General features: G+C 62.1%; 24 protein-coding genes. 19 read left to right on the top strand and 5 right to left on the bottom strand.

Annotation, left to right across the window (positions count from 1 at the left end; genetic code table 11):
• The first annotated feature begins 305 nt into the window (after positions 1-305).
• From GM415_RS04865 to GM415_RS04835, 7 genes are all read left to right on the top strand, one after another.
• Entirely contained in the window at positions 306-737 is a 432-nt protein-coding gene (locus GM415_RS04865) for a universal stress protein (RefSeq protein WP_158946705.1), read from the top strand.
• A gap of 137 nt (positions 738-874) precedes the next feature.
• Positions 875-1,804 (top strand): sulfite exporter TauE/SafE family protein, encoded by a 930-nt coding sequence (locus tag GM415_RS04860; RefSeq protein WP_158946704.1) that lies wholly within the window; start codon positions 875-877, stop codon positions 1,802-1,804.
• Positions 1,805-1,806: 2 nt separating this feature from the next.
• Positions 1,807-2,541, top strand: coding sequence for a TIGR02186 family protein (locus tag GM415_RS04855; RefSeq protein ID WP_158946703.1), 735 nt, complete (start codon positions 1,807-1,809; stop codon positions 2,539-2,541).
• A gap of 14 nt (positions 2,542-2,555) precedes the next feature.
• Positions 2,556-5,144 carry a PEP/pyruvate-binding domain-containing protein gene (locus GM415_RS04850; RefSeq protein WP_158946702.1) on the top strand — a complete coding sequence of 863 codons (2,589 nt, stop codon included), beginning with the start codon at positions 2,556-2,558 and terminating at the stop codon, positions 5,142-5,144.
• An 18-nt stretch (positions 5,145-5,162) separates the two neighbouring features.
• Positions 5,163-5,552: a response regulator gene (locus GM415_RS04845; protein ID WP_158946701.1), complete on the top strand. Its 390-nt coding sequence runs from the start codon at positions 5,163-5,165 to the stop codon at positions 5,550-5,552.
• A 30-nt stretch (positions 5,553-5,582) separates the two neighbouring features.
• Positions 5,583-6,380 carry a universal stress protein gene (locus GM415_RS04840; protein ID WP_158946700.1) on the top strand — a complete coding sequence of 266 codons (798 nt, stop codon included), beginning with the start codon at positions 5,583-5,585 and terminating at the stop codon, positions 6,378-6,380.
• A 21-nt stretch (positions 6,381-6,401) separates the two neighbouring features.
• Positions 6,402-7,268, top strand: a complete 867-nt coding sequence (locus GM415_RS04835) for a universal stress protein (RefSeq protein ID WP_158946699.1) — start codon at positions 6,402-6,404, stop codon at positions 7,266-7,268.
• 138 nt (positions 7,269-7,406) lie between these two features.
• Here GM415_RS04835 and purE read toward each other — a convergent pair whose 3' ends face one another.
• The 3 genes from purE to GM415_RS04820 form a co-directional block, all read right to left on the bottom strand.
• A complete protein-coding gene (purE, locus tag GM415_RS04830; RefSeq protein WP_158946698.1) occupies positions 7,407-7,889 on the bottom strand; it encodes a 5-(carboxyamino)imidazole ribonucleotide mutase in 483 nt (160 codons plus the stop codon).
• Positions 7,890-7,903: 14 nt separating this feature from the next.
• On the bottom strand, positions 7,904-9,181 hold the full coding sequence (gene purD, locus GM415_RS04825; RefSeq protein ID WP_158946697.1) for a phosphoribosylamine--glycine ligase: 1,278 nt from the start codon (positions 9,179-9,181) through the stop codon (positions 7,904-7,906).
• A 159-nt stretch (positions 9,182-9,340) separates the two neighbouring features.
• On the bottom strand, positions 9,341-9,976 hold the full coding sequence (locus GM415_RS04820) for a LysE family translocator (protein WP_158946696.1): 636 nt from the start codon (positions 9,974-9,976) through the stop codon (positions 9,341-9,343).
• A 255-nt stretch (positions 9,977-10,231) separates the two neighbouring features.
• Between GM415_RS04820 and GM415_RS04815 the strand changes: the two genes are divergently transcribed.
• From GM415_RS04815 to GM415_RS04785, 8 genes are all read left to right on the top strand, one after another.
• On the top strand, positions 10,232-11,305 hold the full coding sequence (locus GM415_RS04815) for a sensor histidine kinase (protein WP_158946695.1): 1,074 nt from the start codon (positions 10,232-10,234) through the stop codon (positions 11,303-11,305).
• Between the two features lie 106 nt (positions 11,306-11,411).
• On the top strand, positions 11,412-11,819 hold the full coding sequence (locus GM415_RS04810) for a DUF134 domain-containing protein (RefSeq protein ID WP_338419790.1): 408 nt from the start codon (positions 11,412-11,414) through the stop codon (positions 11,817-11,819).
• Between the two features lie 70 nt (positions 11,820-11,889).
• A complete protein-coding gene (locus tag GM415_RS17960) occupies positions 11,890-12,177 on the top strand; it encodes a hypothetical protein (RefSeq protein ID WP_199244335.1) in 288 nt (95 codons plus the stop codon).
• Between the two features lie 38 nt (positions 12,178-12,215).
• Positions 12,216-12,596, top strand: a complete 381-nt coding sequence (locus tag GM415_RS04805) for a NifB/NifX family molybdenum-iron cluster-binding protein (RefSeq protein WP_199244334.1) — start codon at positions 12,216-12,218, stop codon at positions 12,594-12,596.
• The gene (locus tag GM415_RS04800; RefSeq protein WP_158946693.1) at positions 12,593-13,465 is read left to right on the top strand and encodes an ATP-binding protein; all 873 of its coding nucleotides are present in this window, start codon (positions 12,593-12,595) and stop codon (positions 13,463-13,465) included. The genes GM415_RS04805 and GM415_RS04800 overlap by 4 nt, the downstream gene beginning before the upstream one ends.
• Entirely contained in the window at positions 13,458-14,330 is an 873-nt protein-coding gene (locus GM415_RS04795) for an ATP-binding protein (protein ID WP_158946692.1), read from the top strand. The genes GM415_RS04800 and GM415_RS04795 overlap by 8 nt, the downstream gene beginning before the upstream one ends.
• Before the next feature lie 70 nt (positions 14,331-14,400).
• Entirely contained in the window at positions 14,401-14,784 is a 384-nt protein-coding gene (locus GM415_RS04790; protein WP_158946691.1) for a NifB/NifX family molybdenum-iron cluster-binding protein, read from the top strand.
• A gap of 6 nt (positions 14,785-14,790) precedes the next feature.
• A complete protein-coding gene (locus tag GM415_RS04785) occupies positions 14,791-15,183 on the top strand; it encodes a response regulator (RefSeq protein WP_158946690.1) in 393 nt (130 codons plus the stop codon).
• 87 nt (positions 15,184-15,270) lie between these two features.
• Here the strand turns inward: GM415_RS04785 and GM415_RS04780 are convergent, their stop codons facing one another.
• A complete protein-coding gene (locus GM415_RS04780; protein ID WP_158946689.1) occupies positions 15,271-16,800 on the bottom strand; it encodes a YifB family Mg chelatase-like AAA ATPase in 1,530 nt (509 codons plus the stop codon).
• Positions 16,801-16,925: 125 nt separating this feature from the next.
• On the opposite strand from GM415_RS04780, the gene GM415_RS04775 reads away from it, so the two are divergent.
• Entirely contained in the window at positions 16,926-17,648 is a 723-nt protein-coding gene (locus GM415_RS04775) for a substrate-binding periplasmic protein (RefSeq protein WP_158946688.1), read from the top strand.
• Between the two features lie 183 nt (positions 17,649-17,831).
• Here the strand turns inward: GM415_RS04775 and GM415_RS04770 are convergent, their stop codons facing one another.
• Positions 17,832-18,467, bottom strand: a complete 636-nt coding sequence (locus tag GM415_RS04770) for a PEP-CTERM sorting domain-containing protein (RefSeq protein WP_158946687.1) — start codon at positions 18,465-18,467, stop codon at positions 17,832-17,834.
• A gap of 490 nt (positions 18,468-18,957) precedes the next feature.
• Here GM415_RS04770 and GM415_RS04765 point away from each other — a divergent pair, with 490 nt between their 5' ends.
• From GM415_RS04765 to GM415_RS04755, 3 genes are all read left to right on the top strand, one after another.
• Complete coding sequence (locus tag GM415_RS04765) at positions 18,958-19,677, top strand: substrate-binding periplasmic protein (protein ID WP_158946686.1); 720 nt, start codon at positions 18,958-18,960, stop codon at positions 19,675-19,677.
• A 160-nt stretch (positions 19,678-19,837) separates the two neighbouring features.
• On the top strand, positions 19,838-20,380 hold the full coding sequence (locus GM415_RS04760) for a hypothetical protein (protein WP_158946685.1): 543 nt from the start codon (positions 19,838-19,840) through the stop codon (positions 20,378-20,380).
• A gap of 4 nt (positions 20,381-20,384) precedes the next feature.
• Positions 20,385-20,768: a DUF3568 family protein gene (locus GM415_RS04755; protein ID WP_158946684.1), complete on the top strand. Its 384-nt coding sequence runs from the start codon at positions 20,385-20,387 to the stop codon at positions 20,766-20,768.
• Positions 20,769-20,871 lie beyond the last annotated feature (103 nt).

Here is a 20,871-nt window from a genome sequence, read left to right as displayed (position 1 = left end):
AAGCGTTTTTTCCATAATGAAACACGCAAACGGCTTATACCGAATACACTACTTCCAGTGTATTTTAGCACTTATTTCAATAAAACAGATAGTTATGAAAGTATTACTGTCTGGGCACCGGCCTTCGTGCCGACACGAGCGAATCAGTCGATAGCTGTTCATTATGGAACACGATTTCGAGTGAATTGAGCGGATCACCCCACCATAGAAAGACAGACATTCAATAGTTCTGGTTAGTTAGCCGCTTTTCCCCCTTCGGACGGGTTGGCACCGGCTTTGCTCTTATGGCGGCAACGAGAGGAAGCATGAAGAACGTATTGATTGTCGTGGAAAAATCCGAGTCCAGCCTGTGGCTGGCCTACTACGCCATGGGCCTGACCCACCGCATCGACGCGCGGGTCTCCATTCTGATGGTCGTCGACGAGGAGTACTCCGACCTGTGCGGGGACTCCGGCCAGTGGATCGGCTCACCGGAAAAGCGGCTCGAATCCGTCCTTGCCGAGGATCACTCCGATTCGGCGCACATCAATTACTACGTCACGCGAGGCAGGATGGAGGAGGAAGTCCCTAAATTCATACGGGAAAACGCCATCTCCAAGATGTTCATCGGCCACCCGGAGGGCCGTCGACCCGACGCCTACGCCAAATTGATGAAGGTCATCGACGCGGTGAACACCACCACCCACTGCGAGGTGGAGGTGGTCCAGAAGGTTTCCGCTCACAGCAAAAGGAAATGAAAAGGCGCCTGGTCCTGCGAAGCGATGCGGGGGGGCGCGGATAACGGCAAGAGGAACGGTTCGGCACCGGAAGGACGGGGACGGACGGCCGGAAAGGGACCGTTGGAGTGCAATTCAAACCGTAGAGGAGTTCCTTAATGTTTCATATGTATCTTCCCATCGCCGGGAACAGCGTGAACGTGTTCCTCGTGTTCGCCTTGGGAGGGTTTGTCGGCCTGCTTTCCGGCATTTTCGGTGTCGGTGGAGGATTTCTGATGACCCCGCTGCTGATCATGTTCGGCATACCGCCGACCGTGGCCGCCGCTTCCGACTCGAACCAGATCGTCGGGGCGTCCACCTCGGGCTGCCTGGCCCACTACAGGCTGGGTAACGTGGACTTCAAGATGGGCTTCCTGCTCCTCATCGGCGGCGTGCTCGGCGGCTTTGGCGGCGTCCAGGTGATCAAGGTCCTCAGGGCCATGGGCAACGCCGACTTCCTGATCAACATCACCTACGTGCTGATGCTCGGCGGCGTGGGTTCCTACATGTTCATCGAGAGCCTGCAGAGCATGCGCAAGAAGGCCCCGGAGGCCGACACCCAGGCTCCCCCCAAGAAGAAATCCCGCTACACCAGCATGCTGGAGAGCCTCCCCTTCCAGATGGAGTTCACCAAGTCCGGCGTACGCCTGTCCGTGCTCATGCCCCTGGTGCTGGGCGTCCTGGTGGGCGTCCTGGCGGCCATCATGGGCGTCGGCGGCGGCTTCATCATGGTCCCGATCATGGTCTACCTGCTGCGCATGCCCATGCACGTGGTCGTCGGCACCAGCCTCTTCCAGATCCTGTTCACCTGCATCAACGTGACCATCCTGCAGTCGTACACCAACCACACCGTGGACTTCGTGCTGGCCGTCCTGCTGCTGCTCGGCTCCACCCTCGGAGCCCAGTTCGGCACCCGGATCAGCCGCAAGCTCAAGGGCGAGCAACTCAAGATCCTGCTGGCCACCCTGGTGCTCGCCGTCATGGTCAAGATGCTGCTCAACCTGCTGCTCACGCCCGACGTGCTGCTCGCTTACGCCGGAGGTCACTAGTCATGAGAAAATTCACCGCAACCTGCGTGGCCTTCGTGGCCATCCTGCTGCTGTCCTGCCCGGCCTTTGCCGGCGCGCAGACCTCCCTGACCATCAGGCCCAACCTGGTGGGCATCGGGACCAGCTTCAACGGCGCGCAATTGGCCATCAACGGCCAGGTCCCCGAAGGGACGAGCGCGGTCATCCGGCTGCTGGGCGAGCCCCAGAACCGCCACTTCAAGCAGAAGGGCAAGGCCCTGGGCGTCCTGTGGATGAATCTCAACTCCATCGAGATCACCAACGTTCCCGACGTGTTTCTCGTGGGCACCGACGGCACTCCGGGCATCAACTGGGAGCACTCGGACCTCGGGTTCCTGTCCGTCAAGGGCGAGACAGACGACCTTATCTTCGACGAATTCATCAAGCTCATGGAGCAGGATGGCTTCTACGAGATCGAGGATGGCGTAGTCGCCTACCAGGACGCGGAAAACGGCATGCGGCCCTTCGCCGCCTCGCTGTCCATCCCGTCCGCCATGCACCAGGGCGTGTATGAGGTGGAGGTCCTGGCCGTCAGGGACGGCAAGATCGTGGGCCGGGCCTCGCAGGAGCTGCACACCAAGCTCACCGGCGTGCCCGCCATGCTGTCCAAGTTCGCTTTCGATCATTCCCTGGTGTACGGTATAGCCGCCGTCATCATCGCCATCCTGGCGGGTCTGATCATGAGCATGCTCTTCAAGGAACGCGGAGGCGTTCACTAACGCGAGAGTCGCCGATGCTGAGGTTGTTCGAACATATCAAAAACAGGCTGAAGGGGCGGCGGAGGGAACGGCGTTCCCTCTCCGCCGTCTTCGGCCAGTTCCAGCATGTGCTGGAGTTGAACAATCGCGTGCTGACGACCATCGCGTCCATGCACAACAAGCTCGGCGGCAGCTACATCTTCGACCTGCAATATCTCCGCAGCTCCAGGCAGTACATGGTGAACACGGTCCGTGAGCTGATCGACGCCTTCGACGCCCTGGCCCCGGGCCGGTATCCCGAACTCTACGTCAGCTTCCGGAGCATCCGCGACAAGCTGGACGGCGAGCTGGAGCGGCGGCCCGTCCTGCCGGACATCATGGCGATCCCCTTCGAGGAGATCGGGGCCAAGGACATGGACGCGGTGGGGGCCAAGAGCACCCGGCTGGGCATCATCGCCGAGACCGGCACGGCCCAGGTCCCCCATGGGTTCGCCGTGACCACGGCGGCCTACCGTTTGTTCATGGAGCGCAACGAGATCCTCGACGTGATCAAGGACAGCGAGGAGGCCTGGAACTCGGGCGAGTTGTCCGCGGCGGAAGCCTCGGGCAGAATCCGTTCGCACATCCTCGCCGGGACCATCCCGTCCCGGTTGCGCAAGGCCCTGAACCGGGAGCTCGACGCCCTGCGGCGCAAGCTCGGGGACGGGGAGATCCGCCTGGCGGTCCGCAGCAGCGCCTGGGGCGAGGACGGCAACCTGTCCTTTGCCGGTCAGTACGATAGCTTCCTCCACGTCACCCCCGAGGACCTGCACGACGCCTACAGGAAGGTGCTCGCCAGCACCTATTCTCCCTCTGCCATGGAGTACCGGCGTGAGTACGACTTCAAGCCGGACGAGGTCTTCATGGCGGTTTCGGTGCAGCAGATGGTCGAGGCCAGGACCAGCGGCGTGGCCTACAGCCTCTCTCCCGTCGATCCCGGCCGCAACAGCACCGACATCGCGGGAACCTGGGGGCTCGGCGCTCCCGTGGTCTCCGGCGAGGTCGAAGTGGACCGGTTCGTGGTTTCCAGGGACGCCGGGCACGCCATCCTGTCCAATTCCGTCGCGGACAAGGCCCTGGCCATGCAGGGCAAGCCGGGCGGTTCCGTGACCATGGAGCCCGTGCCCGAGGATCTGCGCAAGGTCCCCTGCCTGTCGCCGGAGGAAGTGCGCCTGCTGGCGGACACGGCGGTTCGCCTTGAGCGGTATTTCAGGAAGCCCCAGGACATCGAATTCGCCTTTGATTCGGAGGGGAGCCTGACCGTGCTCCAGACGCGCCCCCTGCGCATCGGGAGAAAGGAAGACGGCGAGACCCCGGACCTGAGCCAGAGCCTGAAGCGCTACCCGGTGCTGCTCAGCGGCGAGGGCGAGGTGGCCCAGCAGGGCGTCGGCTCCGGGCCCGTGTTCGTGGCCTGGGAGGGGCGCGACCTGGAGACGTTCCCTGACGGGGCCGTGCTTGTGGCCCATCTCTCGTCGCCCCAGTACGCCGCGATCCTGCACCGCGCCTCGGGCGTGATCACCGACATCGGCTCCCCCCTGGGGCACATGGCCACCATCGCGCGGGAATACCGCGTCCCGACCCTGCTCAACGCGAGCCGGGCCACCATGGTCCTGGAAGAGGGCGACGTGGTCACCGTGGATGCGGAGCAGAAGACCGTGTACCGGGGCGAGGTCAGGGAGCTGCGGCTCCACGACTACATGCGCGAGCGCATGGAGGAGACCTACGAATATCGCCTGCTGCGGCGGATGCTCAAGCTCATCGAGCCGCTGAACCTTTTCGATCCCGAGGCGAGCAATTTCACCCCGCAGGGATGCCGGACCCTGCACGACATCGCCCGGTTCATCCACGAAAAGTCCGTGGACATCCTGGCGAACATCCCCAACGCCTCCGCGTCCGGGGAGGCGTGCCCGGGCGGCAGGCTGGTGCTGCCGGTGCCCCTGGACCTGGTAGTGCTGGACATCGGCGGCGGCCTTGCCCCGGAGTGCACCGGCGGCCTGGACGGCCTGAAGTTGCGCCGGACCATCCAGCCGGATCAGGTCAAGTCCGGGACCCTGCACGCCTTCATCGACGGGGTGACCCTGGAGGGAGTGTGGCAGTCCACGCCCGTGCCCGTTGATTTTTCCAGCTTCATGTCCAGCATGACCCGGACCTTCTCGGCCGAGGCGGCCGGGGCCAAAAACATTGGGCAGAATCTCGCCGTCATCTCGGAGCACTACCTGCACCTGAGCCTCAAGCTTGGATACCACTTCACCATGATCGACTGTTACGAGAGCGAGGACGGCACCCGGAACAGCATCCAGTTCCGCTTTGCCGGTGGCGTCACCGGCGTCACCCGGCGCTCGCGGCGGGCGCGGTTCCTGTCGGAGGTGCTCAAGACCTTCGACTTCTCCGTGACGGTCAAGGAAGACCTGGTCGTGGCCCGCGCAAAGGGCTGGATGGCGCGCGACCTCAAGCGGCTCATGCGTATCTTGGGCATTCTAGTGGCCTATACCAGGCAGTTGGACGTCTCCATGGTCAACGATGCCCGCATTTACGAGCATTGCGAGGAATTCGAACGCATCGTCAATGAGGCGGTGTTAAATTAGCTACTGGAGGATTGCGACATGATCAGTTCATACAAGACAAGCATTCTCATCCTGGACGACGAACCCATCGTCAGCAAGCGGCTTCAGCCGGCCCTTGAGAAAATGGGCTATGAAATCGAGAGTTTTTACAAGAGTGCCGAGGCCATGGAGCGGATCCGGGAGCGGAGCTTCGACATCGTCGTCACCGACCTGAAGATGGAGGGGATCGACGGGATGCAGTTCCTCGCGGAGGTCAAACGGCTCTCCCCGTCCACCGAGGTCATCGTCATCACCGGATTCGCCACCATGGACACCGCCAAGGAGTCCATGCGCAAGGGCGTGTTCGACTTCCTGGCCAAGCCCTTCAAGCTGGGCGAGATCCAGGAAGTCATCAGGAAGGCGGAGGAGCACATCCGCTGTGGCTCGTAACAAAGGAAACCAAACAAGCGAGGTGCGTCCATGGACATGATGAAAGCCCTTGTCCCCGTGGAGATGACGTTGGCGTCCAATGTCGCCCTGAGATACCTGTGTCAGAAGGCCGGCCTGCTCGGCATTGGCGTTCAGCCCATTCACGTCGAGGAGCCGGATCACAAGCCGCATTCCTCGGAAACCGGCTGGATCCGCAAGTCCTGGGAATCGGGGCTGCGCCAGGCCGGCATGGAAGAGGTCCAGCGGGTTCTCAAGAGCGAGAAGCTGGACTGCTTTGTCCTGCCCAACCCGATCGTCCGCGTGGGATCGCGGGAGGACAGGATTCTCGAGGAGCTGCGCATGGGGGGGCACGACCTCTTCGTCGAGGGCGAGGTGGTCAACTTCAACACCGGGGAGTTCCGCAAGCGGCTCCGTTCCAAGCTCTATCGCCAGATGCCCTGCCCGGCCCTGATCGTGCGCAACATGATCCAGTCCGACCGCGTGGCCCTCATGCTCGACGAAAAGACCGACGTCGAATACCTGGTCGCCCAGTTCTGCAAGTTTTTCACGGACACCGGGACTGATTTCGACCTGTGCGCCTATGCCATGGACGACCTGCACCGGGACCCGCACCCGGACGAGCTCCTGGCCGAAGCCGGACGCATCCTGGAAAAGCGGGGCTATGCACCGGCCATGGCGTATACCCTGCTGTGCGGCCCGGACTCCGCCTCGCAGGCCCTGCACGATTACGGCCTGCTCGTCGCTCACATGGACCGGAAGTCCAACCGCAAGTCGCCCCTGACCGAGGTCCTGGGCCTTGTGTCCAGCCCGATCCTTTTATGCTGGTAACCGCACCAAGGGAGAATCGTTATGAAGCTGCTTGTCGCCGTCGATGAGAACGCCTACAGCCGGTATGCGGTGCACCAGGCCGCCAGGCTGGCCGCCAACACCTGGCCCGACATGGTCATGCTGGCCATTGAAAAGAACCGCACCTACGTGGACGAGGACGACCTCAACCCGGAAGAGGCCCACCCCAAAATCCGACTGCTGCACCGCTGTCGCACGGACTTTCTCGAGGCGCTCGGACCGGATGTGGACCTCTACGGCCGGGAGGAAGACCTGACCCTCGCCCACAAGCCGGGCAAGGTGCTCGAAGAGAACGCCTCGGGCCGCAAGTCCTTCCTCCTGCACCTGCGCCACGGCGATCCGGTCAAGGCCATCACCGCCGAGGCCCGGGCCGAGAAAAGCGACCTGGTCATCGTCGGCTGCGGCCATCATGACGCCGCATGGGGCAGGGGATCGGACGTTCCCGGCAAGGTCGCCGACGCGGTCGAATGCTCGGTGTACATCATCCGCGAGAACATGACCCCGTCCAGGGTGGTCTGCTGCCTGGACCACGCCCATGTGTCGCAGGAATCCCTGGAACTCATCAACCAGTGGGTGACGCTCTATGGCGCAGAGCTGGAGGTGGCCGGCGTCCTGAAGCACGGGGACCTGAGGGAAAATGTGGAGGCCAAGATGACCGAGGTGCTGGATTATTATCTGGATCGGGGCATCCAGGCCCGCGTCCGGGTCGTGGACGAGAGTTCCCTTGAGGCCTTTATCGAGGCGGGCGGGGAGAACGATCTCATGGCCCTGTGGCTGCACCACCAGTCGCCCCTGAAGCGGCTTTTCTCCACCAGCAAGGTCGCCTCGCTGGTGAACCACGCCTCCTCGTCCATGCTCATCCTGCGCTAGGCCGTCGCCTTCACACGGCTTTGGCATCGCCGGACCTGGGCAGGTAATAAAACATCGCGAGAGACTTCCCCATGGGATGTCTCTCGCGATGTTTTTGATGTCGATGGAATCGCGGGGGCGTCTCCCCTCGCGTCCGGCCTACAGGCTGGCGGCGGCCTTTTCCACGGAGGCCTTGAAGCCGTCGCGGGCGGCCTGGATCTTGGCGGCCAGCTCCCTGTCGTGCAGGGCGAGGATCTGGGCGGCCATCCAGGCGGCGTTCTTGGCGCCGACCTTGTCCAGGGCCAGGGTGCCCACCGGGAAGCCCGGAGGCATCTGCACGGTGGCGAGCAGGGCGTCCATGCCGCCCAGCGGAGAGGCGGTCAGAGGCACGCCGAGCACCGGCTTGGTGGTCTTGGCGGCCACGGCTCCGGCCAGGTGGGCGGCGAGTCCTGCGGCGCAGATGAAGACCTGGCAGCCGTCGGCCTCGTACTCCGCGACCAGCTTGGCGGTCCGTTCCGGGGTGCGGTGGGCCGAGGACACGGTGAAGACGTGGTCCACGCCGAGTTCGGACAGCAGGTCGGAACAGGGGCGCATCTTCTCCTCGTCCGAGAGGGAGCCCATGAAGATCACTACTTTCGGCATTGTCTTTGTTTCTCCTATTTCAGGCGCTTGAGGCCCTTGTCCGCGATGTCGCGGCGGTAGTAGCTCTGGTCGAAATGTACTTTGTCCACGGCCTGGTAGGCCTTCTCGCGGGCGGCGGCCAAGTCGTCGCCAAGAGCGGTTACGCAGAGCACGCGACCGCCGGAGGTGACGATTTTGCCGTCCTTGAGCTGGGTCCCGGCCTGAAAGACCTTGACCCCTTCCATGGCGTCGGCCTGATCGAGCCCGGTGATTTCCATGCCCTTGGGGTAGGAGCCGGGGTAACCCTCGGCGGCCATGACCACGCCGCAGGCGGTCTGCGGGGTGGATACCACGTCCACCTGGTCCAGCTTGCCGTCGATGCAGGCAAACATGATTTCCAGCAGATCGGTCTCCAGGCGCATGAGCAGGGGCTGGCACTCGGGATCGCCGAAGCGGACGTTGTATTCGAGCACGGACGGGCCGTTCTCGGTGTACATGAGTCCGGCGTAGAGCACGCCCTTGAAGGGTTCACCCTTGGCGGCGAGATATTTGAGAATGGGAGCGATGCAGAGCTCTGCGGTCTCGGCGTATTTTTCCTTGGGCAGGATCGGGGCCGGGGAATAGGCGCCCATGCCGCCGGTGTTGGGGCCGGTGTCGCCCTCGTAGATGGCCTTGTGGTCCTGGCTGGAGGGCAGCAGGGCGTAGTGCAGCCCGTCGCAGAATGCCAGGAACGAGGCCTCCTCGCCCTTGAGGGCCTCTTCGATGACCACGCGGTCGCCTGCCGAGCCGAAGGCCTTCTTGACCATCATCTCTTCCACTGCCTCGATGGCCTCTTCTTCGGTGGAGGCGACGACGACGCCCTTGCCCGCGGCCAGGCCGTCGGCCTTGACCACGATGGGCGCGCCCTTCTCCTTGATGAAGGCCACGGCGGGATCGAATTCGTCAAAGACGCGGAACGGCGCGGTGGGCACGCCCGCATCGGCCATGACGTTTTTGGAGAAGGCCTTGGAGCCCTCCAGGTTGGCGGCGTAGGCGCTCGGCCCGAAGCAGGGAATGCCTTCCTGCCGCAGGGCGTTCTCCAGGCCCAGAACCAGAGGCATTTCAGGCCCGGCCACGACCAGGTCCACTTCCTCTTCCCTGGCCAGTCTGACCAGCGCCGGAATGTCGTCGTCCTTGACCGGCACGTTCTCGCCCACCTGGGCCGTGCCGCCGTTGCCGGGGGCGCACAGGATGCGCTCCACCTTGGGGTTCTGGGACAGTTTCCAGCACAACGCGTGCTCGCGGCCGCCGCTGCCAACAACTAATATCTTCATGAGGGGCCCCCTTGTCATTTTTCGGATGCTCATCCGTTTAAGGAAAAATGGCCTATTTGGCAAGGTTGAACTGGCCGGACAGCCCGGAGGTGCGGCTTGTCATCCGGTCTGGCGTGGGTGGCTCCGAGGGTGGGAAAAGGGTGGTGTTCAGGGAGCCCGTCAGATGCGTTCGGCCATGGCCAGGCGGATGCCCAGGCCGATGAACAGGGTTCCGGCGGCCCTTTTGATCCAGGCGGTGAAGCGTCCGCCGCCGTTGAACAGGGCCGCGGCCCGGGCCGCGAACCACGCGTAGCCGAAGTTCACCATGGTGCCGTTGACCGTGAAGATGACGCCAAGGGTTAGGAAAGCCAGGGGTTTGGCCGGTGAGTCAGGGGAGACGAACTGGGGCAGGAAGGCCATGAAGAAGAGCGCCACCTTGGGATTGAGGGCGTTGGTCAGGAAGCCCTGGATGAAAAGACGGCGCAGGGAGACCTTGTGGTATTGTATCGGATTCGCTTCGCCATTCTCTCCGCCGGACCGCCACACGCTCAGGCCGATCCAGATGAGATAGCCCGCACCCGCGAGCTTGACCACGGTGAACGCGGTGGCCGAGGTGGCCAGGATGGCGGACAGGCCGAGGGCGGCGGCAAAGACGTGCACGAAGCATCCGGTGCCCACCCCCAGGGCCGCGACCATTCCCTTGCGCCAGCCGAAGGCGGCCCCTCTACTGACGATGAAGGCGACGTCCTGGCCCGGGGTGATGTTGAGGAGCAGGCCGGAAATGATGAACAGGGCAAGGTCGTGAATGCCGAACATGGGAGGTCTCCTTTGACGGGTGGGATTCTCGGCGAACGCCCGTTCGCTTTAACCCGCCCCCGCACGCCCTGTCCATAGGCCGAGGAGCAAGGGGCGGCCGATTATAACGACATTGACTTGTACCCCGCTTTCCGCAACTATTTGTTCTGATAAAAATAGCATTGGGTCATTTGCAATAAAAGCAAACAATGAGGGGTGGTTATGGCTTTGATAGGAGAAGGGTTACATTCGTTTTTTGCGGCTCCGGAGAGGATGGTGCCGGAAGAGGTCAAAGCCGTTTCCCTTGAGTTGAAAAAGGAATTTCTCATTCAGTGGCTCGACGCCGTGCCCACCAGCGTCTTCGTTGTCAACAAGTACCGCCAGATCGTCCATTGCAACCAGGCGTTTCGCAATCTGTCCCTCAAGCCGGAAGCGGAAGGCGTTATCGGTCTGCGTCCGGGCGAGGCCCTGAATTGCGTGAATTCCACCCTGAATGAGGCTGGCTGCGGCTGTTCACGCGAGTGCGCCACCTGCGGCGCGGCCCAGGCCATCGTCAAGTCCCTGGGCGGCGAGAAGGACTGCCAGAACTGTCGCCTGACCCGGCTGGTGGAAGGGGTAGAGACACCCCTGGACCTCCAGGTATTCGCCACGCCCATCGAATTTCGGGGCCAGGAGTTCGCCTTCCTCTTCGCCCTGGACATCAGCCACGAGTTGCGGCTCAAGTATCTCAACAACCTCTTCCACCACGGGCTGATAAACACCGTGGGGGGCATCGCCACCGTTACCGAGTTTCTCGAGGACGATCCCGGCGACATGTCCCTCTATCCGATGCTGGCAGATGCATCCCGGCGCATCCTGAGGGACGTGGTCTACCATCGGGATCTTGAGCAGGCGGAGCAGGGCACCCTGGCGGTGAGCAAGGAGCCGGTCAATGCCGGGGAGTTCTTCTCCAAGCTGATAGAGGAGGAGTGCCGGGTCCGCAACACCGAGCCCGCTGTCGTTGATCTGGATATCTGCTGCGACCTCCTCGTGACCGACAAGCGGCTCCTGCGCCATGTGGTTCGCGACATGCTCGTCAACGCTCTTGAGGCGCGCGAGTCCTGCGGCGAGCAGATCCAGCTGGATTGTCTCGCCAACCCGGGCGGCGGCGTCATCATTTCCATGACCAATTGCGGCGATATTCCCGGCGACATCCGGACACAGGTCTTCAAGCGGTACGTGTCCACCAAGTCCCGTGACCGGGGGCTGGGGGCCTATGTCATGAAGCTGCTCACCGAACGGTATCTCGGCGGTGCGGTGGGCTTCTCCACGGGCGACGGCACTACCACCTTCACCGTGACCCTGCCCTGATCCGGCTAGCCATTTATCTGAGCAATCGCGGTTTTTCACACACTCACGGCACGCAATATACCGATATTGCGTGCCATATTTTTTTCTGAGTAATTTTTATGAGCATATGCTCATTTCTCTTGACCTTGCCATATATGAGCGTATCGTCAGATTACGAATTGTTCATGCATCAGGTGGTTCCATGGGAAGAAGGAAAATAAGGCGGATGTTGCAACAGGAGCCCGGGGCGACGTTTTACAAGCCCCAGGGGATACCCATGAGGCTTTTGACGGACGTGACCCTGACCCACGAGGGGTTGGAGGCGCTCCGTCTGGCCGACGGCGAGGGGCTCTCCCAGGAGGAGGGCGCGCGTCTGATGGGCGTCTCACGGCCGACCTTCGGCCGGATCCTCGGCCAGGCGCGGAAGACCGTCGCCATGGCCCTGGCCAACGGCTGGGCCATTCGCGTTGACGGCGGACATTACACCGTTGTCCGGGACACAGGTCAGTGCCCCAAGCGCGGGTCCGGGGAGTAACCGGTTACGTATCGCAACAGCATGGAGGCGATTATGCCTGGAATGAACGGACAAGGATCGAGAGGACCCGGTGGCGGCCGCCGCTCGGGTGGCCGGGGAATGGGTTTCAATCAGAATCAGGACCAAATGCCTGACGGCGTGTGCCGCAGGCAGGGTGGCCAGGGACGAGGTCTCGGGCTGGGCAACGGACGCTGCCTTGCGGCTCCGGGCCAAGGTGGCCAGGGTCGCGGCATGGGTGGCCGAGGCATGGGCCAGGGCCGGGGACGCGGCATGGGCGGCCAAGGCCGTGGCATGGGTCAGGGCCAGGGACGTGGAATGGGCGGACAGGGCATGGGCCAGGGCCGTCAAACCGCAATGAACGCCGGGGCAGCTCCGGCGAACACACAAGGAAATACAATGAGCGCAGTGAAGAAAGTCGCAGTGACCAGCGAGGGGCCCACCCTGGAAAGCCGGGTGGACGCCCGTTTCGGCCGGGCGGGCGGTTTTGCCGTGGTGGATCTGGAGACCATGGAAGTGGAATATGTCGATAACGGCGGCTCCCAGAGCATGGCTCAGGGCGCGGGCATCCAGGCCGCGGAAAACGTGGCCAACGCGGGCGCTCAGGTGTTGCTGTCCGGCTATGTCGGTCCCAAGGCGTTTGCCGCCCTCCAGGCGGCGGGTATCGGCGTGGGCCAGGACGTGGACGGCCTGACCGTGGGCGAGGCCGTGGAAAAATACAAGCGTGGCGAGGTGCCCATGGCGGCCTCCGCCAACGCGCAGGCCGGGGGCAATAAGTGATCTTCGCCATCGCCAGCGGCAAGGGGGGCACGGGCAAGACTACCGTCTCGGCCTCCCTCGCCACTCTGTGGGAAAACGACGTGACCGCCGTGGACCTGGATGTGGAGGAACCCAACCTCCACCTCTTCCTCAATCCGGAGATCACGGGTACGGAAAAGGGCTACGTCACCGTGCCCGAGGCGGATGAGGAGCGGTGCGTCAAGTGCGGCGCCTGCCGGGACATCTGCCAGTTCAAGGCGATCACTCTCATGGCCGGGACCCTGCTCGTCTTTCCCGAGATGTGCCACGGGTGCGGCGGCTGCATGGCCGTGTGCCCGGAAAAGGCGCTCATCCCGGGCCGCCGCGAGCTGGGCGAGATCGTCCGGGGCCGGTCCGGGAATATGGAGTTCCTCATGGGTAGGCTGCGCATCGGCGAGGCCATGGCCCCGCCGCTCATGCGCCAGGTCAAGGAGCGCATGGGCTTCATCGCCACGGGCGACGTGATCATCGACGCGCCTCCTGGCGTGAGCTGCCCGGCCATGAACGCGGTCATGGACGCCGACGCCGTCGTGCTGGTCACCGAACCAACACCCTTCGGGTTCCACGACTTCAAGCTCGCCTGGGAGGCGTTCTCTCCTCTGGGTATCCCCATGGGAGCGGTCATCAACCGGGCCGGGCTTGGCGACTCCACGGTCCAGAATTTCTGCAAGGAGAAGGGCATCCCCATCTGGGCGGAAATCCCCTACGACCGCGCTATTGCCGAGGCGTATTCCCAGGGCCGGGTCATTGCGGACGCCGTGCCCGGACTGCGCGACACCTTCCTTAAGCTGAAGGAGCACATGGTGGCGGCGGCTGAGGAAAACGACATGCTGGGGGTGTTCCGTGCGTGAGATAGTCATCATCAGCGGCAAGGGCGGCGCGGGCAAGACCACCATTGCGGGGGCCTTCGCCCATCTGGCCGAAAACGCCATCCTCTGCGACCTGGATGTGGACGCCCCGGATCTGCACCTGCTCCTCGACCCCGACAAGCGGGAGGAGAGCGAGTTCTGGTCGGGCCATGAGGCGGTAATCCGCGCCGAGGACTGCGTGCATTGCGCCACCTGCCTGAACATGTGCCAGTTCGACGCCATTGAGTTCTCCATCGAGGGATACTCGGTCAAGCCCTTCCGGTGCGAGGGGTGCAAGGTATGCGTGGAGCTCTGCCCGGCCGGAGCCATCGATTTCCCGGAGCGCAAGTGCGGCCACTGGTTCGTGTCCGACACCCGGTTCGGGACCATGGTCCACGCGCAGCTCTTTCCCGGCGAGGAGAACTCGGGCCGTCTGGTCACCCTGCTCAAGCAGCAGGCCAGGCAACGGGCCGAAGCCGGCGGGCTGGATCTCGTCCTGAGCGACGGCACGCCCGGCATCGGCTGCCCGGTGATCGCCTCCCTGGCCGGGACCGACCTGGCCGTGGTGGTCACCGAGCCCACCCCGTCCGGCATCCACGACCTGGAGCGCGTGGCCGAACTCTGCGAAGGGTTCCGTACCAAGGTGGCCGTGCTCGTCAACAAGTGGGACATCAATCCGGCCATGACCGAGAAGATCGAGGCGTACTGCCGGGACAAGGGCTACACGCTCCTGTGTCGCTTCCCCCACAACCGGGCCGCGGTGGATTCCATGCTCGAACGCAAGGTGCTCACCGAATATGACCCGGGCGGGCTTGGAACTCTGCTCAAGCAGGCCTGGAAAGATACCCTTGCCCTGCTGGAAAAGTAGCGGGACAGTCTTTACAATCACATGGCTGAACATATATTCAGACAAAAAAACAACCCCAAGGAGAACAACCATGAATACCATCGTAGCTATCCCGTCCACCGGTCCCGAGGGACTGGAGTCGGGCGTTGATGCCCATTTCGGCCATTGCGCCATGTACACTTTGGTCGAAGTGGCCGAAGGCGAGGTCAAAGGCGTGCAGTCCGTGCCCAGTTGCGCCCACGAGCAGGGCGGCTGCCTTGCCCCGGTCAACTACCTGGCCGACAAGAACGTCTCCGTGCTCATCTCCGGCGGCATGGGCTTCCGCCCGCTGATGGGCTTCAACCAGGCCGGCATCAAGGTCTTTCACGGCAGCGGCGCGCCCACCGTGGGCCAGGCCGTCAACGCGTTCATCATGAACAGCCTGCCCGAGTTCACCCCGGACCAGACCTGTGGCGGCGGCCACCAGGTCGGTTAATCCGCCATGGCAACCGGAGCGAACACACCTGCGGCCTGCCTGCTGGTTACCCAGCGGGAGGACGCCTTCCGCGACTTCCTGGACGGACTCACCGAGTCCGGCGAGTTGAAGGCGGACGCCGTCTCCACGGGCGCGCAGGCCCTGAAAACGGTGGCCGGGAGCCCTGTGGGCCTCGTGGTCATCGACGAGGAGCTGCCCGATTTCGAGGCGCTCCCCCTAGTAGTGGAACTCATCAAGGCCAATGCCTTGGTCAACACCGCCGTGGTCTCCTCACTGCCTTCCGAGGAATTCCACGACAAGAGCGAAGGATACGGCGTCCTTCGCGCCCTGCCCCTCGATCCCGCCAAGGAGGACGGCAGGGAACTGGCCACCCAGGTGGTCCGCATCATGGGCCTGTAATTCGGGTCTTCGAAAGCTGAAAAAGGCGCGGTCCGCAGGGGCCGCGCCTTTATCTGTTTGATTCCGGGCCAGGAATGAAATGGGATTCTACCCCTGCCGGTCCAGGCTGCGGTAGCTGATGGCCTCGGCCAGGTGGCCGGTGTCGATGGCGTCGGCGTTGTCCAGGTCGGCGATGGTCCGGGCGATGCGCAGCACGCGGGTGTAGGCGCGGGCAGAAAGGCCCAAGGATTGGACGGCCCGCCGCATGAACGCGTGCCCGTCGTCGCCCACCTGGCAGAAGGTCTCCAGGGAGCGGCCCTCCAGGTCGGCGTTGGTCAGGATGGGCAGGTCCGCATAGCGTTCCCGCTGCACGGTCCGGGCCGCACCGATACGTTTTCGCATGGACGCGGAGTCCACGTCGCTGCCGGTCCGGCTGAGGTCCTCGTAAGGTACGGCGGGCACCTCCACCTGGAGGTCGATGCGGTCCAGCAGCGGGCCGGAGATGCGGGAGCGGTAGCGCTGCACCGCGATGGGCGTGCACTCGCAGGGGTGGGTTTCGTCCGTCAGGTAACCGCACGGGCAGGGGTTCATGGCGGCCACGAGCATGACGTCCGCCGGATAGCGCAGGGAGACCAGGGAGCGGGAAATGGAGACCTCGCCGTCCTCCAGGGGCTGGCGGAGCACTTCGAGCACGGATTTCTTGAACTCCGGCATCTCGTCCAGAAAGAGCACGCCCCGGTGGGCCAGGGAGACTTCTCCTGGTTGGGGATAGCGGCCGCCGCCGATGAGCCCAACGTCCGAGATGGTGTGATGCGGGGTGCGGAAGGGCCGGGTAACCAGCAGGGCGCGGTCCGGCGGCAGCAGCCCGGCCACGGAGTAGATTTTAGTCACCTCCAGGGCTTCCTCGAAGCGCAGGGGGGGCAACACCGTTGGGATGCGTTTGGCGAGCATGGTCTTGCCCGAGCCGGGAGGGCCGATGAACAGCAGGTTGTGTCCGCCCGCCGCGGCGATCTCGATGGCCCGTTTGGCATGCTCCTGACCCTTGACCTCGGAGAAATCGAGCAGGAAGTCCCTGCGCTCCTCCCAAAGGGTGTCGATGTCCACGCAGGCCGGTTTCACGGCCTCCTCGCCCAGCAGCATGCGCACGGCCTGGCCCAGGTCCCGCGCGCCGACCACCGGGATGTCGTTGACCACCGCGCCTTCGCGTCCGTTGGCCTCTGGGACGATGATGCCCCTGCCGCCTTCCTGCCGGGCGGCCAGGGCCAATGGCAGGACGCCCGGGATGGGCTTGAGCTCGCCGGTCAGGGAGAGCTCCCCGGCCATGAACCAGCCCTCGGCCTGCGCCTTGTCCAGCACGCCCATGCCGCAGAGGATGCCCACGGCCAGGGGCAGATCATAGGCGCTGCCCGCCTTGCGGACGTCCGCAGGGGCGAGGTTTACGGTGATTCGCGCGGGCGGGACCTTGAACCCGCAGTTTTTCAGGGCAGAGAAGACGCGCTCCTTGGATTCCCTTACCGCGCCCTCGGCCAGGCCGACCATGGTGAAACACGGCATGCCGGAGCGGGAGAAATCAACTTCGAGTTCGACCTTGAAGGCGTCGATGCCCATCAAGGCGGCGCAGGAGACTTTGGCGATCATGGATATTTTGCTCGTATAGTCACAAATTGATATTTTAGATTATATAAGCACAAGGAAAAACACAAGCATCGCCAATATGAAAAAATAATATGTAGGACACAGCGGTGCACTATACTGGGAACGTAATGCGTACCGTTATTGTTTTTGCCGCAGTGTTTTTTTTATGTGCAAGCCAGGCATTGGCCGGGGAGGTCCATGTCATCGGCATGCATTGCCAGGTCCGCGCGGAATGTAAAGCCATTGAGTTGGAGAATCTTCTGGAGGACGCCTATGGCCGGATCGGCGTGGCCGTGGAGTTCGTGTACCTTCCCGGACTGAGGGATCTGGACAAGACCAACCACGGCGAGCTTGACGGGAGCGGCCTCAGGAACCCCATAGTTGTCGAGAAATATCCCAACATCATAAAGGTGCCCGTGCCTCTCTTTACAACAAGTTTGGTCGCGGTCACAATCAAGGGTAATAAAAAAATCCATGATCTGGAGGACCTGAACGGACTATTGACCGGAGTGCTGCGGGGCGATCTGATCGCCATTTCCATTGCCTCCGGGAGCAACGCGCATCTGCACCGGATCGATTATCTAACTACCGGCCTAAAGATGCTTATCGAAGGCCGTCTGGACGTCTTGTTTGCTGCAAAGACGATGCTGCTTATCAACATGGAACAATTTCCCGACACGAATTTTGTCGTGTCCAAAGATCTTTATGAGATACAGGTGTATCACGTGGTCAACAAGAAGCACGCCCACCTGGTTCCGTTGCTGGAGCGGTCCTTCAGGGAAATGATTGCCGAGGGTTTAATGGAGAAATATCTGGGGCGGGCAAAGCCAAGGCTACCGAAAGAACCATGAGCCTGTGCGCCTGGGCGATGTCAAGGTGTCGCTGCCCATGGCGCAACCCGCCATCCCAACATAAACGGCCATCAATAAGGGCCACTTCCCATTATGGGGAGTGGCCCTACTTTTTGGGGGTATAGACACACCGCCATGGTGAAATACGGCATGTCATGTCGCTACGAGGCTGACGGAGCCCCTTTATGCGGATCGTTTGCGCCAGACGGCCAGACCGCCCAGGCCCACGGCCAGCAGAAGCATGGTGGAGGGTTCCGGGACAGCCGGGTTGCCGGTGGGTTCGTTGTTCCAGCCGATCTGTATGTTTGCCATGCCAAGGGAACTGCCCATCCCGCCTATCGCCACACGGTCAAAGGTTTCGTCCGTGTTGATGTAACCCCAGAAGAGCGTATCGTCGCCGACTAGTTGATCTGCCGGCAGATGGGGAAGATCAAAATAGTAATTCGCCCCTGTCAGGGTGTTGATATACCCCACGCTAAGCCTCGATGTGTCGGCGGCAATGCTTTGCAAAAAAAAGCCAACGGCGTTTATCGGGGTGTTGAAATCATGCACCCATTCAGTCGAGACGATGGAGTGCTCCGCAGAGATTCCGGTGGGCGAACCATTATACATGAATTCGATATGAGAGAATGGTCCGTAGGTGCCATAGGCCACTGCAGGCAGGTAGGATTGGAATTCTGCTTCGGCCTGTGCGGCCAGGGGATACGCCGGCTGCTGCAGCTGATCACCGTAAAAGGTGTACATGGCGGCCTGGGCAGAGGTGCCAAGCATCAAAAGTATTGCAACCGCAATGCACGATTTGAATACAGCACGAATCATGATCTCCTCCTTATGGTTTGTTCACAAAAAGCAAATAGTATGCCTCAAGAAACACGGTAAGAACCATACTTGGTTAGGAGGTAATGTACGAAACGCGAACATTAAGATTTGTAAAGACGCCCGACAAGAATGTAAAAAATCAATTGCATGCATAGACGAATGCCGCATCTAAGGCGTCGTGGGTGCAGCTCCGGTCCCATATCAAGGAAGCCCCAGCGTGGTTGGCTCCGGGGCATCCCGTGGCGAAGACTGTGCGGCTGTGTGGGAAACGTCCACCTCGAGCCGGTCCTGAAGACGCCCGAGGTGATAACGCCGGGATTTTCTCATGCCGTTATTCGGTATAGGCCGCACGAGTTTCAATTAACCATTTTATAATAGGTTTGTTCCATAAAAATGGTATATTACGTCGATGCGAATTCTTGCATGGACGATATTCCTTCTCCAATTGCTCCTCTCTCCGGCTTCAGCGGGACAGGAGTGCATCGTGGGCATGCCCGAACTCAAGGGGCCGCAGGAGCCCTTGCCTGAATGCGAAGCCCTGATAGAAGAGGCGTACCGGCGGGCGGGGATGGCTGTACGTTTCATCTACATTCCCATGTTGCGCGATTTCGCCGAGACCTCGGCGCAGGTACTTGATGCCAGCGCCGGGCGTACGGATGTCGCGGCCCAGGGCAACGACAATATCGTCCTGTCGGCGACGCCGCTCCTCAAAACATCACTCGTCGCCTACACCGTTCGATCCCGTCCCGGGATAAAGACATGGAGAGACCTGCGGCAGGGAAAGGTCGGCTATCTGAGAGGCGACATGACCACAAGGAACCTGGCCAGGGAAAACAAACTCCGCACAACCGCCTTCGCTTCGCTGGAACAGGGATTCGGCGCGCTCCGCGCCGGCCACCTGGCAGCCTTCGTGACGCACACGACATTTCTGGAGCTGGCGGAATCCCCGCATCTGACAAGAGAATTTAACGCGTCCCCTCCCTTGTATACAGGCTATTTTTACCATGCTCTGAATAAGGAGAATGGAGGAATGGCAGTGAGACTGTCCCGCATTTTCGACGAGATGCTGAAAGACGGGACCAGCGAGAAGCTGCTTGGCAGATATGCCTTCCTGTTGCCCGAATCCGAATGGGGAGCGGAGAAAGCGCAGGACGCGACGCCCGGGGACACCGCGCATAAGGACCTGGCACCGATGGCGAGTCACCGGTAGGGGCCGCTGTCTTTCCGTTCGGTGAACGCGTTTGGCAGCGTGTCCAAGGCAGGCAGCCGAAGGCGTAAGAGAGTGTACGCGCCCCTGCTCCCCGGACTGGATTCTCCGTCCATTACCTGTTAGGGCTGGCCCAGAAACAAGACCATTTCGGAGGACCCGCATGCGGACCGTTTTTTCCCTGCTCCTGATCCTGCTCCTCCTTGCCGCCTGCGCGGGCAAGGAAGACGTCCCGGCAGACCCTGCTGCCGAAAACGCCACGGCTGAATCCGGCGAGGCTGCTCCGGACAGCGCCGCCGATGCCAACGCCATCGTTGAGAATATCACCATAGGGCCGGTGGGCGATCTGCAATTGGCAGACGGCAACGCCATGGAGATCACCAAGCTGAACAAGATAGGCAAGTACTACATCTATATCTCCGGCAAGCTCAACGGGCGCTCCTCCACGGTCGTCAGCCTTACCCGGCTGGACGATCTCCAGCATTGGAAGAAGATCATCTTCCAGGATCAGCACACCTTCACCATCGTGAACAGCGAGGACAGGGAGCTCCACTTCAGCGACTCCCGCGTCTACCTTGGCTCGGACAGCGCCGACACCTACAGCTTCATCACCACCCCGGCGGGCTCCTTCCAGGAGGAACCGGCCACGGTCAAGAAGAAGGACGTCAAGGTCATCAACATCTACCAGCCCACGGAGAAGGACTAACGCCATGGCGCGAAACAGCATCCTGCCCCTGCTCCTGATTCTCTCATTGCTGGCGCTCCCCGGCTGCGGTGCGGTCATCGTCGGCGGGGCTGCCGCCGCAGGCACCTACGCCTACGTCAACGGCAAGAGCGTCGGCACCTTCCACAGCGACGTGCCCTCGGGCATCTCCGCGACCAAGGCCGCGTTCAAGGACATGAGCATCCCGGTCCTCAAGGAGAAACGCGACGGAGGTGACGGGGAAATCCAGGGCAAGGTCACCAACGAGCGGGTGACCGTCTACCTGGAACAGGTGGGAGAAAATCTTCTCTCCGTCTCGGTCCGGGTGGGGCTGTGGGGCAATGAAAAGTCCTCCAGGCGCATCCTCCACGAAATCGGCAGGCGGCTGTAAACCTGCCGCGAAAAGGAGTCCGGCCCGGCCAACGGACAAATCCGAACCGGGTGTCTCCGGTTGACTTCCAGACCTTTTCTAGATAATAATCCGATAAGCTTCG

The organism is Pseudodesulfovibrio cashew, assembly GCF_009762795.1.
In the GTDB taxonomy this organism is placed as follows: Bacteria; Desulfobacterota; Desulfovibrionia; order Desulfovibrionales; family Desulfovibrionaceae; genus Pseudodesulfovibrio; species Pseudodesulfovibrio cashew.
The sequence above is the reverse complement of the archived record's forward strand: the minus strand, read 5'-3'. Positions and strand labels throughout refer to the sequence as shown.